Source organism: Anaerocolumna jejuensis DSM 15929, from assembly GCF_900142215.1.
GTDB classification, from domain to species: Bacteria; Bacillota; Clostridia; order Lachnospirales; family Lachnospiraceae; genus Anaerocolumna; species Anaerocolumna jejuensis.
In genome coordinates this window covers 1-17,312 of the sequence record NZ_FRAC01000029.1, presented here as the reverse complement: position 1 = coordinate 17,312, position 17,312 = coordinate 1, and the positions used below count along the sequence as shown (strand labels likewise).

The 17,312-nt window shown below is 36.8% G+C and carries 22 protein-coding genes; 2 read left to right on the top strand and 20 right to left on the bottom strand.

What is annotated here, in order from left to right; genetic code table 11:
* Window positions 1–20: 20 nt before the first annotated feature.
* The 5 genes from BUB77_RS22945 to rhaB all read right to left on the bottom strand — a co-directional run bounded on the left by BUB77_RS22945 (window position 21) and on the right by rhaB (window position 5,940).
* The gene (locus BUB77_RS22945; protein WP_073279351.1) at window positions 21–1,409 is read right to left on the bottom strand and encodes an aldehyde dehydrogenase family protein; all 1,389 of its coding nucleotides are present in this window, start codon (window positions 1,407–1,409) and stop codon (window positions 21–23) included.
* Window positions 1,400–2,074: a GlcG/HbpS family heme-binding protein gene (locus BUB77_RS22940; protein ID WP_084124632.1), complete on the bottom strand. Its 675-nt coding sequence runs from the start codon at window positions 2,072–2,074 to the stop codon at window positions 1,400–1,402. The genes BUB77_RS22945 and BUB77_RS22940 overlap by 10 nt, the downstream gene beginning before the upstream one ends.
* A gap of 22 nt (window positions 2,075–2,096) precedes the next feature.
* Window positions 2,097–2,894: a class II aldolase/adducin family protein gene (locus tag BUB77_RS22935; RefSeq protein WP_073279350.1), complete on the bottom strand. Its 798-nt coding sequence runs from the start codon at window positions 2,892–2,894 to the stop codon at window positions 2,097–2,099.
* Window positions 2,895–3,266: 372 nt separating this feature from the next.
* A complete protein-coding gene (locus tag BUB77_RS22930; RefSeq protein ID WP_073279349.1) occupies window positions 3,267–4,520 on the bottom strand; it encodes an L-rhamnose isomerase in 1,254 nt (417 codons plus the stop codon).
* A gap of 1 nt (window position 4,521) precedes the next feature.
* Window positions 4,522–5,940, bottom strand: coding sequence for a rhamnulokinase (gene rhaB, locus BUB77_RS22925; RefSeq protein ID WP_073279348.1), 1,419 nt, complete (start codon window positions 5,938–5,940; stop codon window positions 4,522–4,524).
* A 251-nt stretch (window positions 5,941–6,191) separates the two neighbouring features.
* Here rhaB and BUB77_RS22920 point away from each other — a divergent pair, with 251 nt between their 5' ends.
* Together BUB77_RS22920 and BUB77_RS22915 are read left to right on the top strand one after the other, a co-directional pair.
* Window positions 6,192–6,674 carry a MarR family winged helix-turn-helix transcriptional regulator gene (locus BUB77_RS22920; RefSeq protein ID WP_073279420.1) on the top strand — a complete coding sequence of 161 codons (483 nt, stop codon included), beginning with the start codon at window positions 6,192–6,194 and terminating at the stop codon, window positions 6,672–6,674.
* Window positions 6,671–7,513 (top strand): DegV family protein, encoded by an 843-nt coding sequence (locus tag BUB77_RS22915; RefSeq protein WP_073279347.1) that lies wholly within the window; start codon window positions 6,671–6,673, stop codon window positions 7,511–7,513. The genes BUB77_RS22920 and BUB77_RS22915 overlap by 4 nt, the downstream gene beginning before the upstream one ends.
* Window positions 7,514–7,615: 102 nt before the next feature.
* On the opposite strand, the gene BUB77_RS22910 is transcribed toward BUB77_RS22915, so the two are convergent.
* The 15 genes from BUB77_RS22910 to BUB77_RS22840 all read right to left on the bottom strand — a co-directional run bounded on the left by BUB77_RS22910 (window position 7,616) and on the right by BUB77_RS22840 (window position 16,977).
* Window positions 7,616–8,110: an SMI1/KNR4 family protein gene (locus tag BUB77_RS22910; RefSeq protein WP_073279346.1), complete on the bottom strand. Its 495-nt coding sequence runs from the start codon at window positions 8,108–8,110 to the stop codon at window positions 7,616–7,618.
* 83 nt (window positions 8,111–8,193) lie between these two features.
* Entirely contained in the window at window positions 8,194–8,616 is a 423-nt protein-coding gene (locus BUB77_RS22905; RefSeq protein ID WP_073279345.1) for a hypothetical protein, read from the bottom strand.
* 62 nt (window positions 8,617–8,678) lie between these two features.
* Window positions 8,679–8,933: a DUF7660 family protein gene (locus tag BUB77_RS22900; RefSeq protein ID WP_073279344.1), complete on the bottom strand. Its 255-nt coding sequence runs from the start codon at window positions 8,931–8,933 to the stop codon at window positions 8,679–8,681.
* A gap of 21 nt (window positions 8,934–8,954) precedes the next feature.
* The gene (locus tag BUB77_RS22895) at window positions 8,955–9,404 is read right to left on the bottom strand and encodes a DUF4274 domain-containing protein (RefSeq protein WP_073279343.1); all 450 of its coding nucleotides are present in this window, start codon (window positions 9,402–9,404) and stop codon (window positions 8,955–8,957) included.
* A gap of 435 nt (window positions 9,405–9,839) precedes the next feature.
* Complete coding sequence (locus BUB77_RS22890; protein ID WP_073279342.1) at window positions 9,840–10,079, bottom strand: hypothetical protein; 240 nt, start codon at window positions 10,077–10,079, stop codon at window positions 9,840–9,842.
* A gap of 54 nt (window positions 10,080–10,133) precedes the next feature.
* Window positions 10,134–10,634 carry a hypothetical protein gene (locus tag BUB77_RS22885; protein ID WP_073279341.1) on the bottom strand — a complete coding sequence of 167 codons (501 nt, stop codon included), beginning with the start codon at window positions 10,632–10,634 and terminating at the stop codon, window positions 10,134–10,136.
* Window positions 10,635–11,073: 439 nt separating this feature from the next.
* A complete protein-coding gene (locus BUB77_RS22880; protein WP_073279340.1) occupies window positions 11,074–11,685 on the bottom strand; it encodes a hypothetical protein in 612 nt (203 codons plus the stop codon).
* Between the two features lie 248 nt (window positions 11,686–11,933).
* Window positions 11,934–12,251, bottom strand: a complete 318-nt coding sequence (locus BUB77_RS22875) for a hypothetical protein (RefSeq protein ID WP_139241291.1) — start codon at window positions 12,249–12,251, stop codon at window positions 11,934–11,936.
* 84 nt (window positions 12,252–12,335) lie between these two features.
* A complete protein-coding gene (locus tag BUB77_RS22870; RefSeq protein ID WP_084124630.1) occupies window positions 12,336–12,836 on the bottom strand; it encodes a hypothetical protein in 501 nt (166 codons plus the stop codon).
* Window positions 12,837–13,215: 379 nt separating this feature from the next.
* On the bottom strand, window positions 13,216–13,746 hold the full coding sequence (locus BUB77_RS22865) for a hypothetical protein (protein ID WP_073279338.1): 531 nt from the start codon (window positions 13,744–13,746) through the stop codon (window positions 13,216–13,218).
* 27 nt (window positions 13,747–13,773) lie between these two features.
* Window positions 13,774–14,097: an RHS repeat domain-containing protein gene (locus BUB77_RS22860; RefSeq protein ID WP_073279337.1), complete on the bottom strand. Its 324-nt coding sequence runs from the start codon at window positions 14,095–14,097 to the stop codon at window positions 13,774–13,776.
* Between the two features lie 310 nt (window positions 14,098–14,407).
* Window positions 14,408–14,863 (bottom strand): SMI1/KNR4 family protein, encoded by a 456-nt coding sequence (locus BUB77_RS22855; RefSeq protein ID WP_073279336.1) that lies wholly within the window; start codon window positions 14,861–14,863, stop codon window positions 14,408–14,410.
* 205 nt (window positions 14,864–15,068) lie between these two features.
* Window positions 15,069–15,659: a DUF6891 domain-containing protein gene (locus tag BUB77_RS22850; protein WP_073279335.1), complete on the bottom strand. Its 591-nt coding sequence runs from the start codon at window positions 15,657–15,659 to the stop codon at window positions 15,069–15,071.
* Window position 15,660: 1 nt separating this feature from the next.
* The gene (locus BUB77_RS22845) at window positions 15,661–16,479 is read right to left on the bottom strand and encodes a hypothetical protein (RefSeq protein ID WP_073279334.1); all 819 of its coding nucleotides are present in this window, start codon (window positions 16,477–16,479) and stop codon (window positions 15,661–15,663) included.
* 168 nt (window positions 16,480–16,647) lie between these two features.
* Entirely contained in the window at window positions 16,648–16,977 is a 330-nt protein-coding gene (locus BUB77_RS22840) for a hypothetical protein (protein WP_139241290.1), read from the bottom strand.
* Between the last annotated feature and the right edge of the window lie 335 nt (window positions 16,978–17,312).

Here is a 17,312-nt window from a genome sequence, read left to right as displayed (position 1 = left end):
CTCCTGATTCTTAAGGGCTTCTAACGGATGCAAAGACTGTCGGCCATTACACAGCGTCTTTGTTTGGTAAAGGTTCTGGCTGAGGTCAGGCCTTCTCCCGTTCTGCTGGCTATGGTAAAGGTGCAATAACCCTCGCCTCCAAAGCCAAGAGCGGCATAGGAAGGTGCATTCTTTACAAAAATAGCCGTGTCGATTGCTTTTCCAAAACGTGTTAAATGGTTCACATTGGTCGAATGCATATGGGCGGAATGGCGGTTGCCATGCTCCAGCCAAAGGGCCTTTTCGATGGCATCGTCAATATCTGCGGCTCTGACGATACCCAAAATGGGCATCATAAGCTCTTCCGCAATTAAGGGATGCTCCTTTTCGCCTTCAAAGATAATGCAGCGGATATTTTCAGGAGTATTTATCCCTACCATGCCAAGGAGGGTCCGGGCATCCTTTCCCACACACTTTCTGTTCAGCTTGTTATCCTTTAATACCAGTGCTGTCAGCCTATCCTGTTCTTCCCTGGATATGACATAGCAGCCGTTCTCTATCAGATAATGAGTCAATTCATCTACAATACTGCTTACTGCAACAATTTCCTTTTCTGCGATGCAGGGCAGGTTATTGTCAAAGGTAGCGCCGTTTACGATGTCGGCTGCCGCCTTTTTAATATCCGCTGTTTCATCCACCAGTACGGGCGGATTGCCGGCCCCCGCTCCGATTCCTCTCTTACCGGAGGAAAGAACGGTGGTTACTACTCCCGGACCTCCTGTTGCCACAATAAGAGGGATGCTCTTATGCTTCATCATAATATCCCCGGAAGCAAGAGTCGGCTTTGCAAGGGATACTGCAATATTCTCCGGGCCGCCTGCCTCTTTGGAAGCTTCATTTACAATATGTACGGCCAGATTCGATACTCCGATAGCCGCCGGATGGGGATTGAATACCACGGTATTTCCTCCCGCAATCATACCGATACTGTTGCAAAGTATGGTTTCACTTGGGTTTGTACAGGGGGTTATCGCTCCGATTACTCCAAAAGGCCCCATTTCCACAAGGGTAAGCCCCCGGTCTCCCGACCAGGCTGTGGTTGTAATGTCTTCCGTTCCCGGAGTCTTTTCTGCTAACAGCTGATGCTTTAGTATCTTATGTCCTACATTTCCCATTCCGGTCTCTTCCACGCCCATGCGTGCCAAAAGCTCCGCATTTTCCAACGTTTTCTTCCGGATATTGGAGATGATCTTCTCTCTGGAATCTACGGAAAGCCTCTGCATTACCTTTTGGGCTTTGATAGAAGCTTCAATGGCATCATTCATATCCGTAAATATCCCGGACAGCTTCTTATCCTCTCTGTTCCCTGCTTCCATCTGAAGAAGGACTTTTCTTACGATGTCCTTTACCTGTGTTTCACTTAAATCCACGAAAAAGCCTCCTTTAATTTTTCTTTTCCGTAAGCCGCAAGGGCAGAATCCTGACTTTCCGTCCCTCCGCTTACGCCCAGGCCGCCAAGGAGGGTATCCTTATAAATAAGGGGTTCCCCGCCTCCGAATATCACAATTTTACCTTCATTTGTATTTTGTATCCCATAGAGCTCTTTGCCGGGCTGGCTCAGACTCTTTAACTCTGAGGTGGACATTTTCAGGGCAGCGCTGGTAAATGCCTTGTTAAGAGCTATATCAAAGCTTGCAATATAAGCTTCCTCCATGGACTGGACCGTAATGGGCCTGGCGGCTTTATCCGCTATAGCAATTACCACTGCCATTCCCAATCTTTCCGCTTCTTCTTTTAGCTGTTCCGTCAGCCATAAAGCCTGTTTGAGGGAGATATTATCCGGAAAGAGCTTCTTATCCTGCCGGTTTTCTATAAGGGAGTCAGACAGGGAAGTATCTTTTAAAGCTGTCCTCACAGCCGCTTCCACTATATGCAGTCTGGCCGTATCAAGCTTTATTTGAGCTTCTGTCAGAATTTCATTTAACTGGCTGTCGTTTACAGAAGCAGTGAATTCTTTCAGTCTGTCTTCCACCTCTGCAAGCTCCCGGTATATACTGCCCACGGGATTGCTTTCTCTGCCTTCTTTCAATTCCATACTGCTTAACCACCTTCAGGGATTATTTCAGTCCTAACTGCTCCATTACTTTTTTCGTGATTTCAGCTACCAGCTGGGTGGAATCCTGTTCTGATGCATTTTTGCTGTTGCAGCCATGGCAGCTTGCCTTTCCGTCCTTGTTGTTCTGGCAAAGGTCGGCAGGATGCTTTCCTGTCATTCCGAACTGTCTGCGGATTTCATATAATCTCTGTACCTGAGCATCGTTTAATTCCTGGGGTCCGCCCAGCTGTTTTGAAATATATAAAAGCTTTGCATAGAACTCAACGGATTCCATCTTGTGATAAGCATTCAGCAAAGAATCGCTATAGGTCAATGCTCCGTGGTTTTCCAGTAATACGGCATCATAATAGGGAAGATATTTGGATACGGCATTAGGAATTTCTTCTGTAGAAGGAGTACCGTACTCTGCAATCGGTACACAGCCAAGGCTGATAACTGCTTCCGGCATGATGGGCTGTGTCAAAGGAATTCCCGCAATGGCAAAGCCGGTTGCATACATGGGATGTGCATGTACAACGGAATTTACATCGGGTCTTTCCTTGTATACGCGCATATGCATCTTTATTTCAGAGGAGGGTTTAAAGCTGCCGTTTGCCTGGAGTACCTTTCCCTCTTTATCAACCTTACATATGTATTCCGGTGTCATAAAGCCTTTGCTTACACCGGTGGGTGTACATAGAAATTCATTGTCGCTTAATTTAACGGATATGTTACCGTCATTGGCAGCAACCATGCCCCTGTTGTAAATCCTTTTACCGATTTCGCATATTTCCTTTTTGATTTCGTACTCTGATATCATAATTCAGTCTCCTTTTATTATGTTGTTTTTATTTGTTTTATGTTTATTTGTCTGTATCTTACCACGAAAGCACTTATCAGTCAATAGATTATGCTTAAAAATGATATATTTATTTGTCTTTACTTTTGGTTTATTTGTTTTGTGTTTGCTTTGCATGTATGATTCGGATGCCATAAGTCAAGGTCAATGTGCTAGGAAGCATTTAAATAAAAAAACCTCGGGGCTTTCTACTAAGATACCGGCTGAAAACCGTCTTAATGAAAGAGGCCTGAGGCTTTTTCTGTCTGTAAAACCAGTATATGGTGAACTCTTTTTGCACTCTTTATATATAATTTCCATTACACCAGAGTCCTTATAAGCTTCTGTAAGAACTTACTTTCTATTTGATAATACATCTTTCTCATAATCGGATACGGTGGTAAACCATTCTTCCCTTTCCGGTACTTCATTTAATTCACAGTAATAATCCCATACATCTCCGAAGGGATAGGATTTTAGTTCTTCCATCAGCATCATAAGCTCTGTGAAGCTTCTTTCATTCTGCAAACCTGCCAGCTTTTCAGCGGGCTGGAGAGCCGCATACAAAAGAGCCTTTATCATATTTCTCATGCCCACTACCCAGGCGGAGATACGGTTAATGCTTGCATCGAAGAAATCCAATCCAATCAACACTCTGTCAAGAGCATTGCAGCGGACAATTTCCTTTGCAATTTCTTTGGTTTCATCATCAAAGAGCACCACATGGTCACTGTCCCATCTTATGGGCCTTGTAACATGGAGGGCTAATTTATCAGAAAACAACAGCATGGAGGGAATCTTATCTGATACTACTTCTGTAGGATGGTAATGCCCATTGTCAAGCAGGCAGAGAAGGTCATTCTTAGCGGCATAATTCATATAGAACTCATGGGAACCTACAGTGCAGGCTTCCAGTCCAATGCCGAAGACTTTGGATTCTACAGCAATGTACACCTTGGACTTGTCGTATTCTACAGACGTAATCTGGTCCAGGGAGTCCTTTAATCTTGCTCTGGGTCCCAGCCTGTCGGCAGGAATATCCTTAAATCCATCTGGTATCCAGATATTTAAAAGGCAGTGGGTTCCAAGTTCTGTTGCAAAGTATTCCGCAATACGGACGCAGGCCTTGCCATGATCAATCCAAAACTTGCGAATCTCTTCCTTTTCGCTGGAAAGGGTCAGTCCTTCTGCCTTGGGATGTGCAAAATAGGTGGGATTAAAATCCAGTCCAAGACCTCTTTCCTTGGCAAATTCCACCCACCTGGCAAAGTGCTTTGGCTCCAGCTTATCCCTGTCAACCTTTTCTCCCGGCTCAAAAATGGCATAACTGGCATGAAGGTTAATACGGTGTTTACCAGGAACCAGGCTTAAGGCCTTATCAATATCAGCCATTAATTCTTCCGGAGTTCTTGCCTTTCCGGGATAGTTTCCTGTTGCCTGGATACCACCGGAGAGCTGCCCTGCTCCTTCAAAGCCTCCTACATCATCTCCCTGCCAGCAATGCATGGAAATGGATGTCTTCCTTATCTTGCTGATGGCTTCATCGGTATCTACACCTATTTTTTTATAGATTTCTTTTGCTGATTCATATCTTTGTTTTGTTGTCATATTATTTTCCTTCCTTTCTGTTTTTAAATACCCTCACTCCAAAGGAGTCATATACACAGTTTCTGGCTTCCGTTATGGATGCAAAATTTCCTGCCTTTAGCATCTGAGCAAGAATATTTCCAAGAGCCGTAGCTTCCCCCGGTCCTGCACATACCTCTTTTCCAGTATAATCCGCCGTAAGCTGGTTCAAATAATCGGCATTGGAACCGCCTCCGACAATGTGAATTCGCTTAAATGTCCTTCCTGTCAGTCTTTCGATCTCCTCTACCGCTTCCCCATAGCACTTTGCCAGGCTGTTGTAAACACAGGCGGCAAGCTCTCCTACGGATTCAGGAGTCTTTTGTCCGGTTCCTTCCAGATAATCCTTAATGGCCTGGCTCATATTCTCCGGCGATAAAAACACCTGGTCATTCACATCCACAATGGAGGAAAAGGAACTGTTTTTCTCTGCCATACTGCAAAGCTCTGCAAAGGAATACTGATCATCCAGTTCATGTCGCACAGACTGAATCATCCACAAGCCCATTATGTTCTTAAGATAGCGGAACCGGTATGCATAACCGCCTTCGTTGGTAAAGTTGGCAAGACGGCTCTCTTCCCTGCAATCCGCCTCCATTCTCTCAATTCCCATAAGAGACCAGGTACCGGAGCTGATATACACATAGTCATCATCACAGGCAGGTACTGCCAGAACTGCTGAGGCCGTATCATGGGTACCCGGCAGTACCACTTCACAGTCAAAACCAACCTCCCGGCTGATTTCCCTGCTTAAATGCCCAAGAGAGGTTCCGGGCATGGTAATCTTTTGAAAAATTTCATTTTTTGTACCAAGCTTGTCAAGCAGGGCATAATCCCAATCCTTTGTTATTGGATTCACCAGCTGTGTGGTGGTTGCATTGGTGTATTCCTGCACCTTCCTGCCGGTTAAGAGAAAGTGAAAATAATCCGGTATCATAAGAAGGCTTGCTGCCCTTTGAAGGATATCCGGCTCCGTCCTTTCCACTGCCATTAACTGATAGATGGTGTTAAATATCTGCTTTTGTATGCCGGTACGGTTATAAAGCTGTTTTTCTTCAATAATCCCGTACACCTCAGCGTCCATACCATCGGTACGTTTATCCCGGTACCCTACCGCAGCTCCCAGGACCTTATCTTCCTTGTCTAGCAATACGAAATCGACACCCCAGGTATCTACTCCCATGCTGGCAGGTATTTTCCCTGCTTCCTTACACTTTTTCATACCCTTTTGAATCTCTAAGAACAGAATCTCAAGGTCCCAGCAAAGATGTCCGTCTTTTTCTGTCAAACCGTTTTCAAAGCGGTAAATTTCCTCCAGTTGAAGCTTACCATTATAAATGGAACCTAATATATGTCTGCCGCCCGATGCCCCAATATCCACCGCCAAATAGTAATTTTGCACAACATTCTCCTTTCACTCTCCGGTAAAACAGGCATTTTTTTAATCTTCTATCTAATACAACATAATTATATCGTTATTTTTTCTTTTGTATAAGGACGTAATTTGGGAAGTTTTACGTCCTTATTTGCAGTTATATAAAATACTTTGAACATCAAATTATTATTGACAAAGCAATATCCCTTTGCTACAATGAGATTACTTTGATATTCAAAGTATTTTATAATAAATATATTTACACTGAAAGGAAGCCTATGGAGCAATACAAGGAAACAATCAATACCTTTCTGGTTGAAGTATTTCACGATATACTGCGTCTGGAAGAAGCTGATTTAGCCAGGGGGGATTTTAAGAATCTGTCCGTTCATGAGATGCATGTAATAGAAGCTGTTAATGATGGGAATACTGAAGGCTTGTATTCTATGAGCGAAATTGCTGCGAAGCTTAATGTGACTGCCAGTACTCTTACCACTTCCGTAAAGACTCTGGAAAGTAAGGGATATCTTATACGGCAAAAGCTTTCCAAGGATAAGCGGTATGTAAGACTTTGCCTCACTCCATTAGGAGAGAAGGCTTATAGCTGCCACCGGACATTTCATCAGAATCTTGTTGAGGGAATTTCCGCCAGGCTCAAAGAAGACGAGCTAAAAACACTATCCACTGCACTCTCCACTCTGCATGAGTTTTTTCATACTTTTCAAAATAGAAATACCACCAGTCCAAAGGAGGACCTATGAGTATAAAAATAATTACAGATTCCACTTCCGATATCAGCATCGAGCTTGCTAAGAAATTGGATATTACTCTTGTTCCTTTACGTGTAATATTCGATGACAGAGAATATTTTGACGGTCTGGATATTACAAATGAGCAGTTTTACGAAATGCTTGTTTTATCAAAGAATCTTCCCACTACCAGCCAGCCGGCGCCGGAACAGTTTCTGCCTTATTTTGAAGAGGCAAAGGCCAATGGTGACACGGCAATCGTTATAACTATTTCCTCCAAGCTAAGCGGTACCTATCAAAGTGCCCTTATTGCAAAAGACATGACGGAATATGCAGATATCCATATAATTGACAGCCTGACCGTTACTCTTGGCCTTCAGCTCCTTGTCAGAAAAGCTATCGCATTAAAAAAACAGGATTTAGCTGCAGAGGTAATCATAGAAAAGCTTGAAGAAGCCAAAACTAGAATTCAGCTCTTTGCTCTGCTTGAAAGTCTTGAATACCTGAAAAAGGGCGGACGTTTATCCGGTATGAGTGCTTTTGCAGGCGGATTATTAAACATCAAGCCGATTATTGAGGTTAAGGATGGAGTTGTAAACCTTGCTGCCAGAGCAAGAGGCATGGCAGGAGGCTATAACAAGCTTACAGAGCTGATCAAGCAGGATAAGGGCATTGACAATACGGAAGAAATCTGCATTGGCTATTCGGCAAAAAAGGATAATATGGCTGCCTTTATTCAGTATTCCAAGGATACCCTCAACCTCCATGAATATATTGAAAGTCCCATTGGCTCTGTTGTTGGAACTCATGCCGGTCCCGGTGTTTGCGGCTTTGCTTATTTTAAAAAATGATTAAATCAGAAAATATCAGATCATCAAACAGCCTTAATGGTTTACATTAATAAAACCATTAAGGCTGTTTTTTAGCATGGCAAGAAAATGGTCAATAATTACTTAATCAGCATTATAAGCATCTCCATGTACTATAAAGTTTGAATTATCTTTCCAGAAAAAATAATCTCCTTTATAACTAAATATATTATTTAATAATTCGGTAAATGTCAAAGCGATAATGGGGCAATTTCCTGCAACAGCATGACTATACTGAAAGCTTTCATAGCATCTGCCAAGTCTAGATGAATTACAATCTATTGAAATGTAATTCCCATCTTCAGCATCTGCAATTAGATACCAGGAAGATGAGATATCTTCCTCATACTCCTTTCCCAGCAATGAAGGATTAGCCTGCTTTACAATAATTGGAGATAATATTTCAATAGGGAAACCTCCATCTTCAATATAACAAATTATCCCGCCGCATCTACTATAAAATTCTTTCATATCATCCGGTAATATGTGCCCGTTATTAAGTGTTGGATAACCACAGGGATCTTTAACCTCGAAATTTTTATGTTTCTTAAATTCAAGTATCATTTCTTTAATATTCATTTAATCTCCAGTTACTTCTTTCGTATTTTACATAAAATTTGAGATTTTGGATTTAACTAATGCCCTCTTATATTATTTATTTATTATTTATTTAGGCTTTCTATCCATTTTTCAAAAAAATCCTTTTGTTTATCACAAGATACACAACTGTCAAAATTACTTTCATCAAATATATCAACTACATCAGCAAATTTAGCTTGTTTTCCTAATGTTAATGAATATGCATTACGTCCAGCTCCCATATCTAGCTGCATTGCAGATGGATATACATTTTCATTACTGCCTTTACAAAGTATTTTCTGATTCCTGTCTTCTAAATATCTTCTTAACTTTTCTAGTGCCTTAAAATAATTATCTGCACTAAACGTAATAGCTTGTTCTTTTTGCTGAAGCACTAACTTTATATAATCATTATTATCGGGGTGTCCTTCATATAGAACTAAGTCGAATTCACAAATCTCTTTCTTTTCATTTGCAATTTTTACTTTTAAATTTTCCTCTAGCATAGTTATCCTTTCTATAACTAGGATTAGGATTTTATCACCAACTATCAACTCTTTTTCTATCCCTATTCATAAATTTTTCCTATATATAATAACATGGCCATAAATTCCCAATTAATATTATTTGGAAGGTCAAGTTTCACATTAGTGTAATAGCCTTCCATATCTTCACTCCATGATGCTATAGCTTCAAAATACGAATTTAGATCTTTATTTTCCCATTCTTCATTATTTTTTGAATAATCTAAGCTCAATTCTTCAATAAATTTTATAAAATCATTCCTTGTCGAAACATCTTTTATCTTGGAACTCCAATCCATTTTTACCTCCAATTAGTGGATTTATAAAGATATATTTAAATCATTACTTCCTATCTCTTCCAAAAATATATGCTCTTCCATACCCAAAACCTTTTTCAACTTAAATATTTGTACTTTATTTAAAGGAGGAACAAATTTTGTATTGCTTTTTATAAAACTATTTTTAAGTATTCTATTATATAATTCCTTAATAAAAACAGACCATTCCTTTAAACTATCATTCTTTTCATCTTTTTTCTGCAAATACCTGTACCCATCAACGGAGTAAAAAATCATTAATGCTGTACTTAAATCACAGCAATCATTAAAAATGATATTTTTAGGTATCTCAAACCCATTATCCCAATTATAATTATAAGCATACATATACAGCATTTCAGGATCGTTAATAGCTTGTACTACTTTTAATACTTCTTCAATATCTTTTTCATATAATATTTGTTGAATAAATTTTTCTTTTTCCTTATCCATATATGCCCCTTTACTTAATTCTATCTAAACATCGCTGCCGCAAATCAACGGATGCTCTTTGAATCGGATAAAATGCCTTGATAGGCCATTGTGAGCTTCCCCTTTCTTTGACCAATAAACTCAAATAATACCTCTACATCTGGTTCAAGTTCCATGTTACCTCCTAATTACGTTAATAAAATAAATCCATTTGCATCTTTATACTATCCTAAGGCGCATTGGACTTTCCATCAGCTCCACTATTCGTTTGGTGTTCTACCAATTTACTTGGTCTTTTACTAACACTCTCTTTTGGCATAAAGTGTCATCCAAGTGTTATGGATTTCCATGAACTCTCTTTTAACGTTATAGAAAATCTTTTTGTAAATATATTCTGCGGCTTATGCATATGCAAATGTTCATATTATGAATTATGTACATGTTTTTTCGTATTTTTCATCTATTTAACCATTTATGCAAATCAAATACTTCTTGTTTCATTGTTGGAATATCATCTTGATTAATCATACTTTCAATAAATAATTTTATTTCTCCATGATACTCTGAGTTTGTTGTATAATTAATACTACTAAACCATATAAAATCATTATAATATTTATTTGATTTTTCAACCTTTTGAGATAAAGTAACCATTAATGCCTTTACATCTCTTAAATCTTTAAACTCCATTATCATTACCCTTTCCTCATGTCTTTATATGATTTAAATAAATAGCTGTATCACTTCTTTCTATTTTACCAACTCATCTTTGTCATTTTCCCTGTTAATTTCCCGACCGTCATTAAGACGCATATATTCTTCCTTAATTTTCTGTTCCATATAGGTAGCTTCACTGTACATTTTCTGCAATTCCTCCTTTGATATAATTTTCTTTACATCCAAATCTGCTTGCAAATAATCCCCCAAATCTGGTTTAATATCATAAAAATCAGGGAGATAATAACACACTCTTGTACCATATCCACCATCATAACTCGTGGAAACCTGTGCTGTTTTTTTATCCTCACTAATATCATAGATTTCGACATTCACCTGATAACATTCCGAGTAGTACTTCCAACTAATGTTAGTATAGACCGTTATCAATGTTGTTCCATATAAGGCTTCAGCGCCAGAATCAAATTTAATCTTCAAATATTGTCTCTCGTCCTTGATTACAACGCTGGCATTTACGCTATTCTCTTTAAAAAAATCCGAATAATTATTTAATTTTTCTATAACATCTTGCAATCCATTTCTCTTTGTATTATAGCTCGGTGCTTTCCGTCCAATCCATATGAATATGATGAAAATCATGAGTGAAAGTATACAGAACACTAATAGAAAACAAAATGTGTATTTTTTAGTATTTTTCCTATCTTCCCATCCTTCAATTAGTTTTCCTTCCCATAATTAGGATTAGGTATTAAATCTCCAACTATCACACCTTTTTCTTTTGAGTGCGTTCCTATTATTTATTGGTTTGCTATGCGGACAGCAAAACTCCAGTCGGTACTGATCCTTTGTTAACAGTACACGAATACACCTAGAATATCTTTATAATAACATGTTATCGAAAGAGTTTATACTTTTTAAATATTATGGTACAAATGATATATACTGCAATTACTATAATGAAATAACTAATGAATTTTATCACACCTAACTTCACCATTCTGGAATCTATAATTCAGTTAGTGCCAGTAGTTTCTATGTAAAAGTCACTGTTCTCTTTTTCTAAACCGTATTTTTCCCGTATCTTTTCAAAATACTCCGCAGGATAGCTTCCATTTACGGTTCCTAGGGGTAAACGTATGGTTCCACTCCCCTTTAGCAATGTCTGATCCAGTCTGATAATTACTTTTTCTCCCTTTAAATTAAGTACATAAAATTGGCCGTATTCGGTTCCTAACTTGTTTTCAACAAAAGCAATTATGTCATTATCCAAATACATATGGATTTCAGTATCATGGGAATATCTTCCTGTTCCATACTGAATTCCGGTTTTGGAAGGATCCAGGATTTCATAATAACCGGTTGGTGTTAAATCTGATCGGTTTACGGTTATGGTAAAATAAAGATTTTTCTCAAGATCTTCTACAGTTTCAGTCTGAAATACATCATTTGCGGCCGGATAGCCTATGCAATTATATGCCCCCTTTTCCTCTATATCCTGATTCGTTAATGGTGTGACAGAACGATATACAAGGTACTGGTAATCGGGTAGTAAGACTATAATAAGTGCTGTCAAAAAACTGATTATTATTTTAAGAAATATATCTCCGCGAATCCTGTAAAGCATATTGCTTCTCCCTCTTTATCTTCATATTATTCCGTACTTTCCGACTTAATGGTAATGATACTTCAGTAATAGCAAGCCACCTATCAAGTCTATTATTCATTTCTGCTATTTTTAAGATTTATTATTAGCGTTTTCTGATATCAACTTCCTGATACAATTCCATTAATAAAAAATACCATTGAACTAGCAACTTAAATAAATATCTCACTAGTATCTAAAGTTATGTAGGTAGTTTTACTAAACTTTTATTATTCAACAATATCATCAGGAACATCTCCTGGCTTTTCCCAATACTTTAAGCCTTCCATCGCTCTTTCTAAATCGTCCATATTATCATCTCCTAAGGTGTTATCAAATTTTTCTGATAATACTCCTCTTACTTTAGCTAGCCTACTAGTAACTTTCCATTCATCAACGAATCGAGTAGTTTCTTTTTCATATTCTCCTGCATCCTTACCCATATAGTATGAATCCATGTCATGTAAAGATATTAAAATTAGATTTATCTCTTTAAGTATTTCTAAAACTTCATTTTCTGCTAGCACAATCTCTTTATTTTCTTCCATTATAACTTATTTCCTCCTAAAATTCTCCCGTTTGTTCATTTTCAAATTCTTCAGACATCTATTGATATAGTTTTTTCATAACTTTTACCTTTCTAATAGATTCACTGAATCTTCATTTATCCAGTACCTACATTTTATTGGTACAAGCTCTAAAAAATCAAAATAACTGCCTACCCAATTTAATGGTACATAATCTTCATAAGATGCTGGTTCGGAATAAAGTGAAAATAGCTTACGATTATCAAAATTTACGTATAAGCTAGGCCTAAATTCATACAGCCAAGAATCATCCTCTGTAGCCCTGCCAGCTATTAGAAGTCTCCTTAATTCATTAGTAGATATTTTATGCTCTGATATTCTTTCCAAAAAAATGTTTATGTTATGGGAATCTAAAATTAATAAATTTTGTCTGCTTTCATCAAGATACTCTTCTTTTATTTCAAATCCTTTATCCTCAAATATCTTAATTCTTTTCTTATAATCTAAAAACCAAATTTCTTTATCTGTAATATACCAATTATAAACATTTTTGTACACAACGCCCACAATTATATTTTCACTTAAATCCGATAGTACTATCCCCATTAATGACCTCCTTTAATAATTCTACCATTCGTTGCATATTCCACACTTAAACCGTAGGTAAAAATACCTGTATGTGTCTTCCCCATCACATTGAGGCAAGAACCATCATTGTAATCAATACCATCAGCACTTATAGAACTGGCAGATTGCATATGATGGGCGTCACACCATTACCGACTGTTTTTGGTGCTGTGATATATGATCCAACTTCCAACTCATTTGTTTTTAATATTGCTTCTGAAACTACTAACTTACCACTATCTATTTGTAATGCGTTCTAATTTCACACTCGATACCATGTACCGCTCTTTAAAACCCTGACCATAACATCGTATGATCAGGATTTTCTTGAATCAGATTTTTTTTAATATGAAATTTACTATTGATTTTGTTTAATAATGTCCAGAAGTATTTTGCCTTTTATTAGATAGTTATCTTCCGCATGCTCCATACTCATTTCAAGTATTTCTATTATTTTCAACTTAAAATTTTGACAATTTTCTCGGTTCATTAATTCTCCAAATACTATAATGTTTGACTTTTCATAGCTATTTACAAATATGCTTACATATTCTTCAAGAATTTCTTCACATGAAAAATTCACAGTCTCTCCTTTTATATCTGTTAAACTTTTGTCAAAAATATTTTTCAAACCTTTAATTAACTTTTCTAGTGCTGGTTGAATATCATATTTATCAATAGTAATAAAGGTCATCTTGACTATTTTTCGTTCCTGATGAGGTTCCATATATGGGAAGTTATGTGTGAATATACTGCATAATTGAAGAATGTCTTCTTGATAAAACATGTATTTACCATCTCTTATGCCAAAGTACACTTCGTCAAATTCTTCGATATCTAAAGTCTTTAAAGCATCATATAATTTTTTTATAGCAATAAAGTCGCTCATTTTAACATTTCTCCTTTTTCATTTCCTCTAGCTCTTTTGCTTGCTGAGCCAGTACATATTGTTCTTGTAATCTACTTTTTCCAGTCGGTTTCCACATTTATCATAGATGTAACGAATGGGGTCGTCATGATATCGTTCTTCCAACAGGCGGTTCATACTGTCATACCGATAGCAGATCCTCTGTTCGCTCAAGTTCTCTTCTCCTGGAAGGATACACCTGCCTGATTTTAGAGTACGGTTTCCATTCAAATCATACTCAGAGCAATAATCAGAGATAAGAGATTCTTCCTCTTTTTTCAAAGTCAGCCTTACGATATTGTCATCTGTATCATATTCATAGACCGTATGCATCCTGTTTCCATGACGGATTTACTTTAGTTTTCCTCCCGGAGTGTGACAGTAGCGGACTATTTCAGTCCCATTCTCATCGCAAATGCTCTCTAATTGTCCCAGTCTGTCATATCCATATGATACTGTATGACCGGATACATCTGTCAAGGTCTTTAAGCTTCCATCATCAAAATAAGTACAGGATACAAGCATCCGGCCCGAAGATGATTTCTTAATCAATTTTCGGGCCGGACGATATTCATATGTATAGCAGAAGCCCCCTTTCCATCCGGATAATAAGCATATCCACTTGATTGTGTATGCCTCTTTATTAACGCATTTCTAAGATATCAATTCCCTTCCCCTCAATAAAAAAGTCTTCAAATGTCTCTGCAAATTTAGTCGCTTCTTCAAAAAAATTTCCATCACCCGCTCCAACAATATACAACCCTGCCCCTTCTTGTCCCTTGCCATAATAATACACATTACCACCTAAATCTGTAGCAAAAATCAGTCCTTCCTTAATATCTTCTTTAAAATACGGATAATTGTCATCAACATCGATAATATCTGCAACATAAACAAAGTTTATAATTATTGATGTACCCTTAATTTTAAATCCATAAATTATCCCTTCTTCCAAAATATCTATTAACATTTTAGGCAGCGGTATTTGGGCTAATTCAGCAACTTTTTGTATGTCTCCTGGCGTCACCTTAATCCGTTGCATTTCACTTTCGTTATATAAGTTTACAAATTGGCTGTTAACCACAGACAATAAATTCATTTTTGGCCTCCTTATGAACCTTTTCATTATTACTCCAGATTCCTCCAAATGCATTATATTGATAGCTGTTCTCTATCCTCTGACCTGAATCTGTTATATAAGCCGTACTGTTCTGCTCGTCCAGATGATAGGAATGGTATCCCTTCTTCCCTTTCTGCCAGCCAGCGGTTACTCCCTATTCCAGGTGCAAGAGTAAAGGTATATTTCACTCCTCATTATGTATGTTATAAATCTTATCCCACTTCATATTAAGAATAGCAATTCTTGACTCTTTATTTCCATCCCACTCAATACAAAACCCCTCTTCTTTTAATGTAGATACAATCATTTTACCTACAGCCACAGCGTCCGGTTGATCTAAGTAATTACCATACGCTAAATATAATTTTTTCTTATCAAGCTCAATTAATCCAATTAAGTCTTGTTCATGATAAAAACAGCAGCCAATTAGTATGTTTCCGGCTTTATGCATTTCCTGCGCTATTTCATTTAAAAGTTCAAATCCCTCATCCATAGAATATCCAGCTTTATGCATAGTTATAATTTTTTTATCAGTTAATTTTCTGAACACCTTATCTAGACGCAGAAAATCACCTTGTTGCTGATGGCAATAGTTTTTTTTAACATCCAATATTAATTGTTTGAGTTCTATCTCAGAGCTTTCTTCTAATTCTCCTTTCATATAATTTAAAATCATTTCATCACTATAAAATCCTGATTTTACATAATATTTAACGGAATCTATCATTTCGTCACTTATATCTTCATTAACTCTATTTGAATTTTTATATATCATTTCACTTTCTCCATTTTTTTATTTCATGATATAAATCTTTTGGAATATTTTTTTCTAACCAGTCATTTGCGAGCTCTATGCTCTCTGCTGGGTTCCCCTCCCAACAATTCCATATAAAACGATAAACTCTAGTCGCTCTTCTATCATTAAATCCAAAATTTTCATAGAAAATAATTAGTGCTTTTTTAAATAATTCTAATTTTTCTTTTCTTTCTTTTAATTGAAAACGTGCTTTTTCTACATATATTTCTGCCGCTTGAAAACTATTTTCTCCAAAATAATTAACAGAAATATTTAAGGCTTGATTTATATGGTAATCTCTTTTATCTTCATCTTTTAAACGATTAAAAATCCAAGATAAGTATTTATTAATTGTAATGACTTCATTATAATTATTTTGATTCTTTACTTCCTTCAAGCTTAATGCTTCTTCACCACATTTAATTCCATTTTCGTAATCATCCATTGCATCATAAATCGATATCATAATTTCATACGTCTTTAGTAAATTTGATTGTCCTGTATCATCTAATAATTTGACATTAATTGACTTGTCGCACATAGATTTAGCCAATTTATATTTACCACAGTTTACACATAATTCAGCCAGTGAATCATAATATTTACCTAGTTGGAGACTTTTTTTCCCATAAACTTTTTCACGAATTTCTAGTCCTTTCTTTTTCCAGTAGATGATGTCACTATCATCAGTTGAATGACTAGAAAATTTTTCACACAGTTCTGCATTCCCTATCGTATTCTCCATTTTTTCCCGTTCTTGCTCATAACGCTCTAAATAGTATTTTCGTTCTTCATTCATATAATCTATCTCCCACTCTCAGTAATTGCATACTCTTTTAATAACCACTTAATCTAGCTCTTAAAAAATTTCATCTCCATCCTATGTTGATTCTACTTTCTAGGTATGGAGATAAAATTCAACATTGCATAAACTTTATAATTTCTCTAAAGAATATCTTTCACACTTTCAGCACATTATACCTTCTATTTCTTCCACTTCTTCATTAAGGACAGTCATTTCATCATCGGTCAACCAATATTTTTCTAAATTCATGGTTTTATATTTAGAAATAATATTTTCTAATCTATTCTTAAATTTATCCGATATTGTTTTTCCACATCTAGAAAATCTAGTTGCTATTGTTATATTCAGAATAATTTCATCTAATTCGTCCATCTGTTTATTGTAATATATACTTTGTTCAACTGCCACATCATATTCACTTCCTTGGTCAACCCATCCATAAAATATTTCTAATGCTTCATATTTCTTTTGATAAAAATTTACTTTATTCATTATAATCTCCATTCCGCGCGCCTTCAGGCGCGGCACAAATAGTAATGAAAGATTTTCAAAACCTCCACACCATGAGATAATAGCTTCAAGAAGCTACACTACAAAGCACGGGAGGAGGAGTTGTAAATTCTTTCTCGTTTTAGACAGCATTATAATCAGTGTAAGTCCTGCCTTTTCAAGCACAAATAAGTGGTACTACGAGTCCGTACACTAAGAATTGTTTTAACGCCTTGGTTAAATTGTGTGGCAGTTCAGTCAATGGCTTCTTATCTTACTAGGGAAAGGAGTTCGACCATGAAAGTTACTTATCAAACCTGTTGTGGTATCGATGTTCA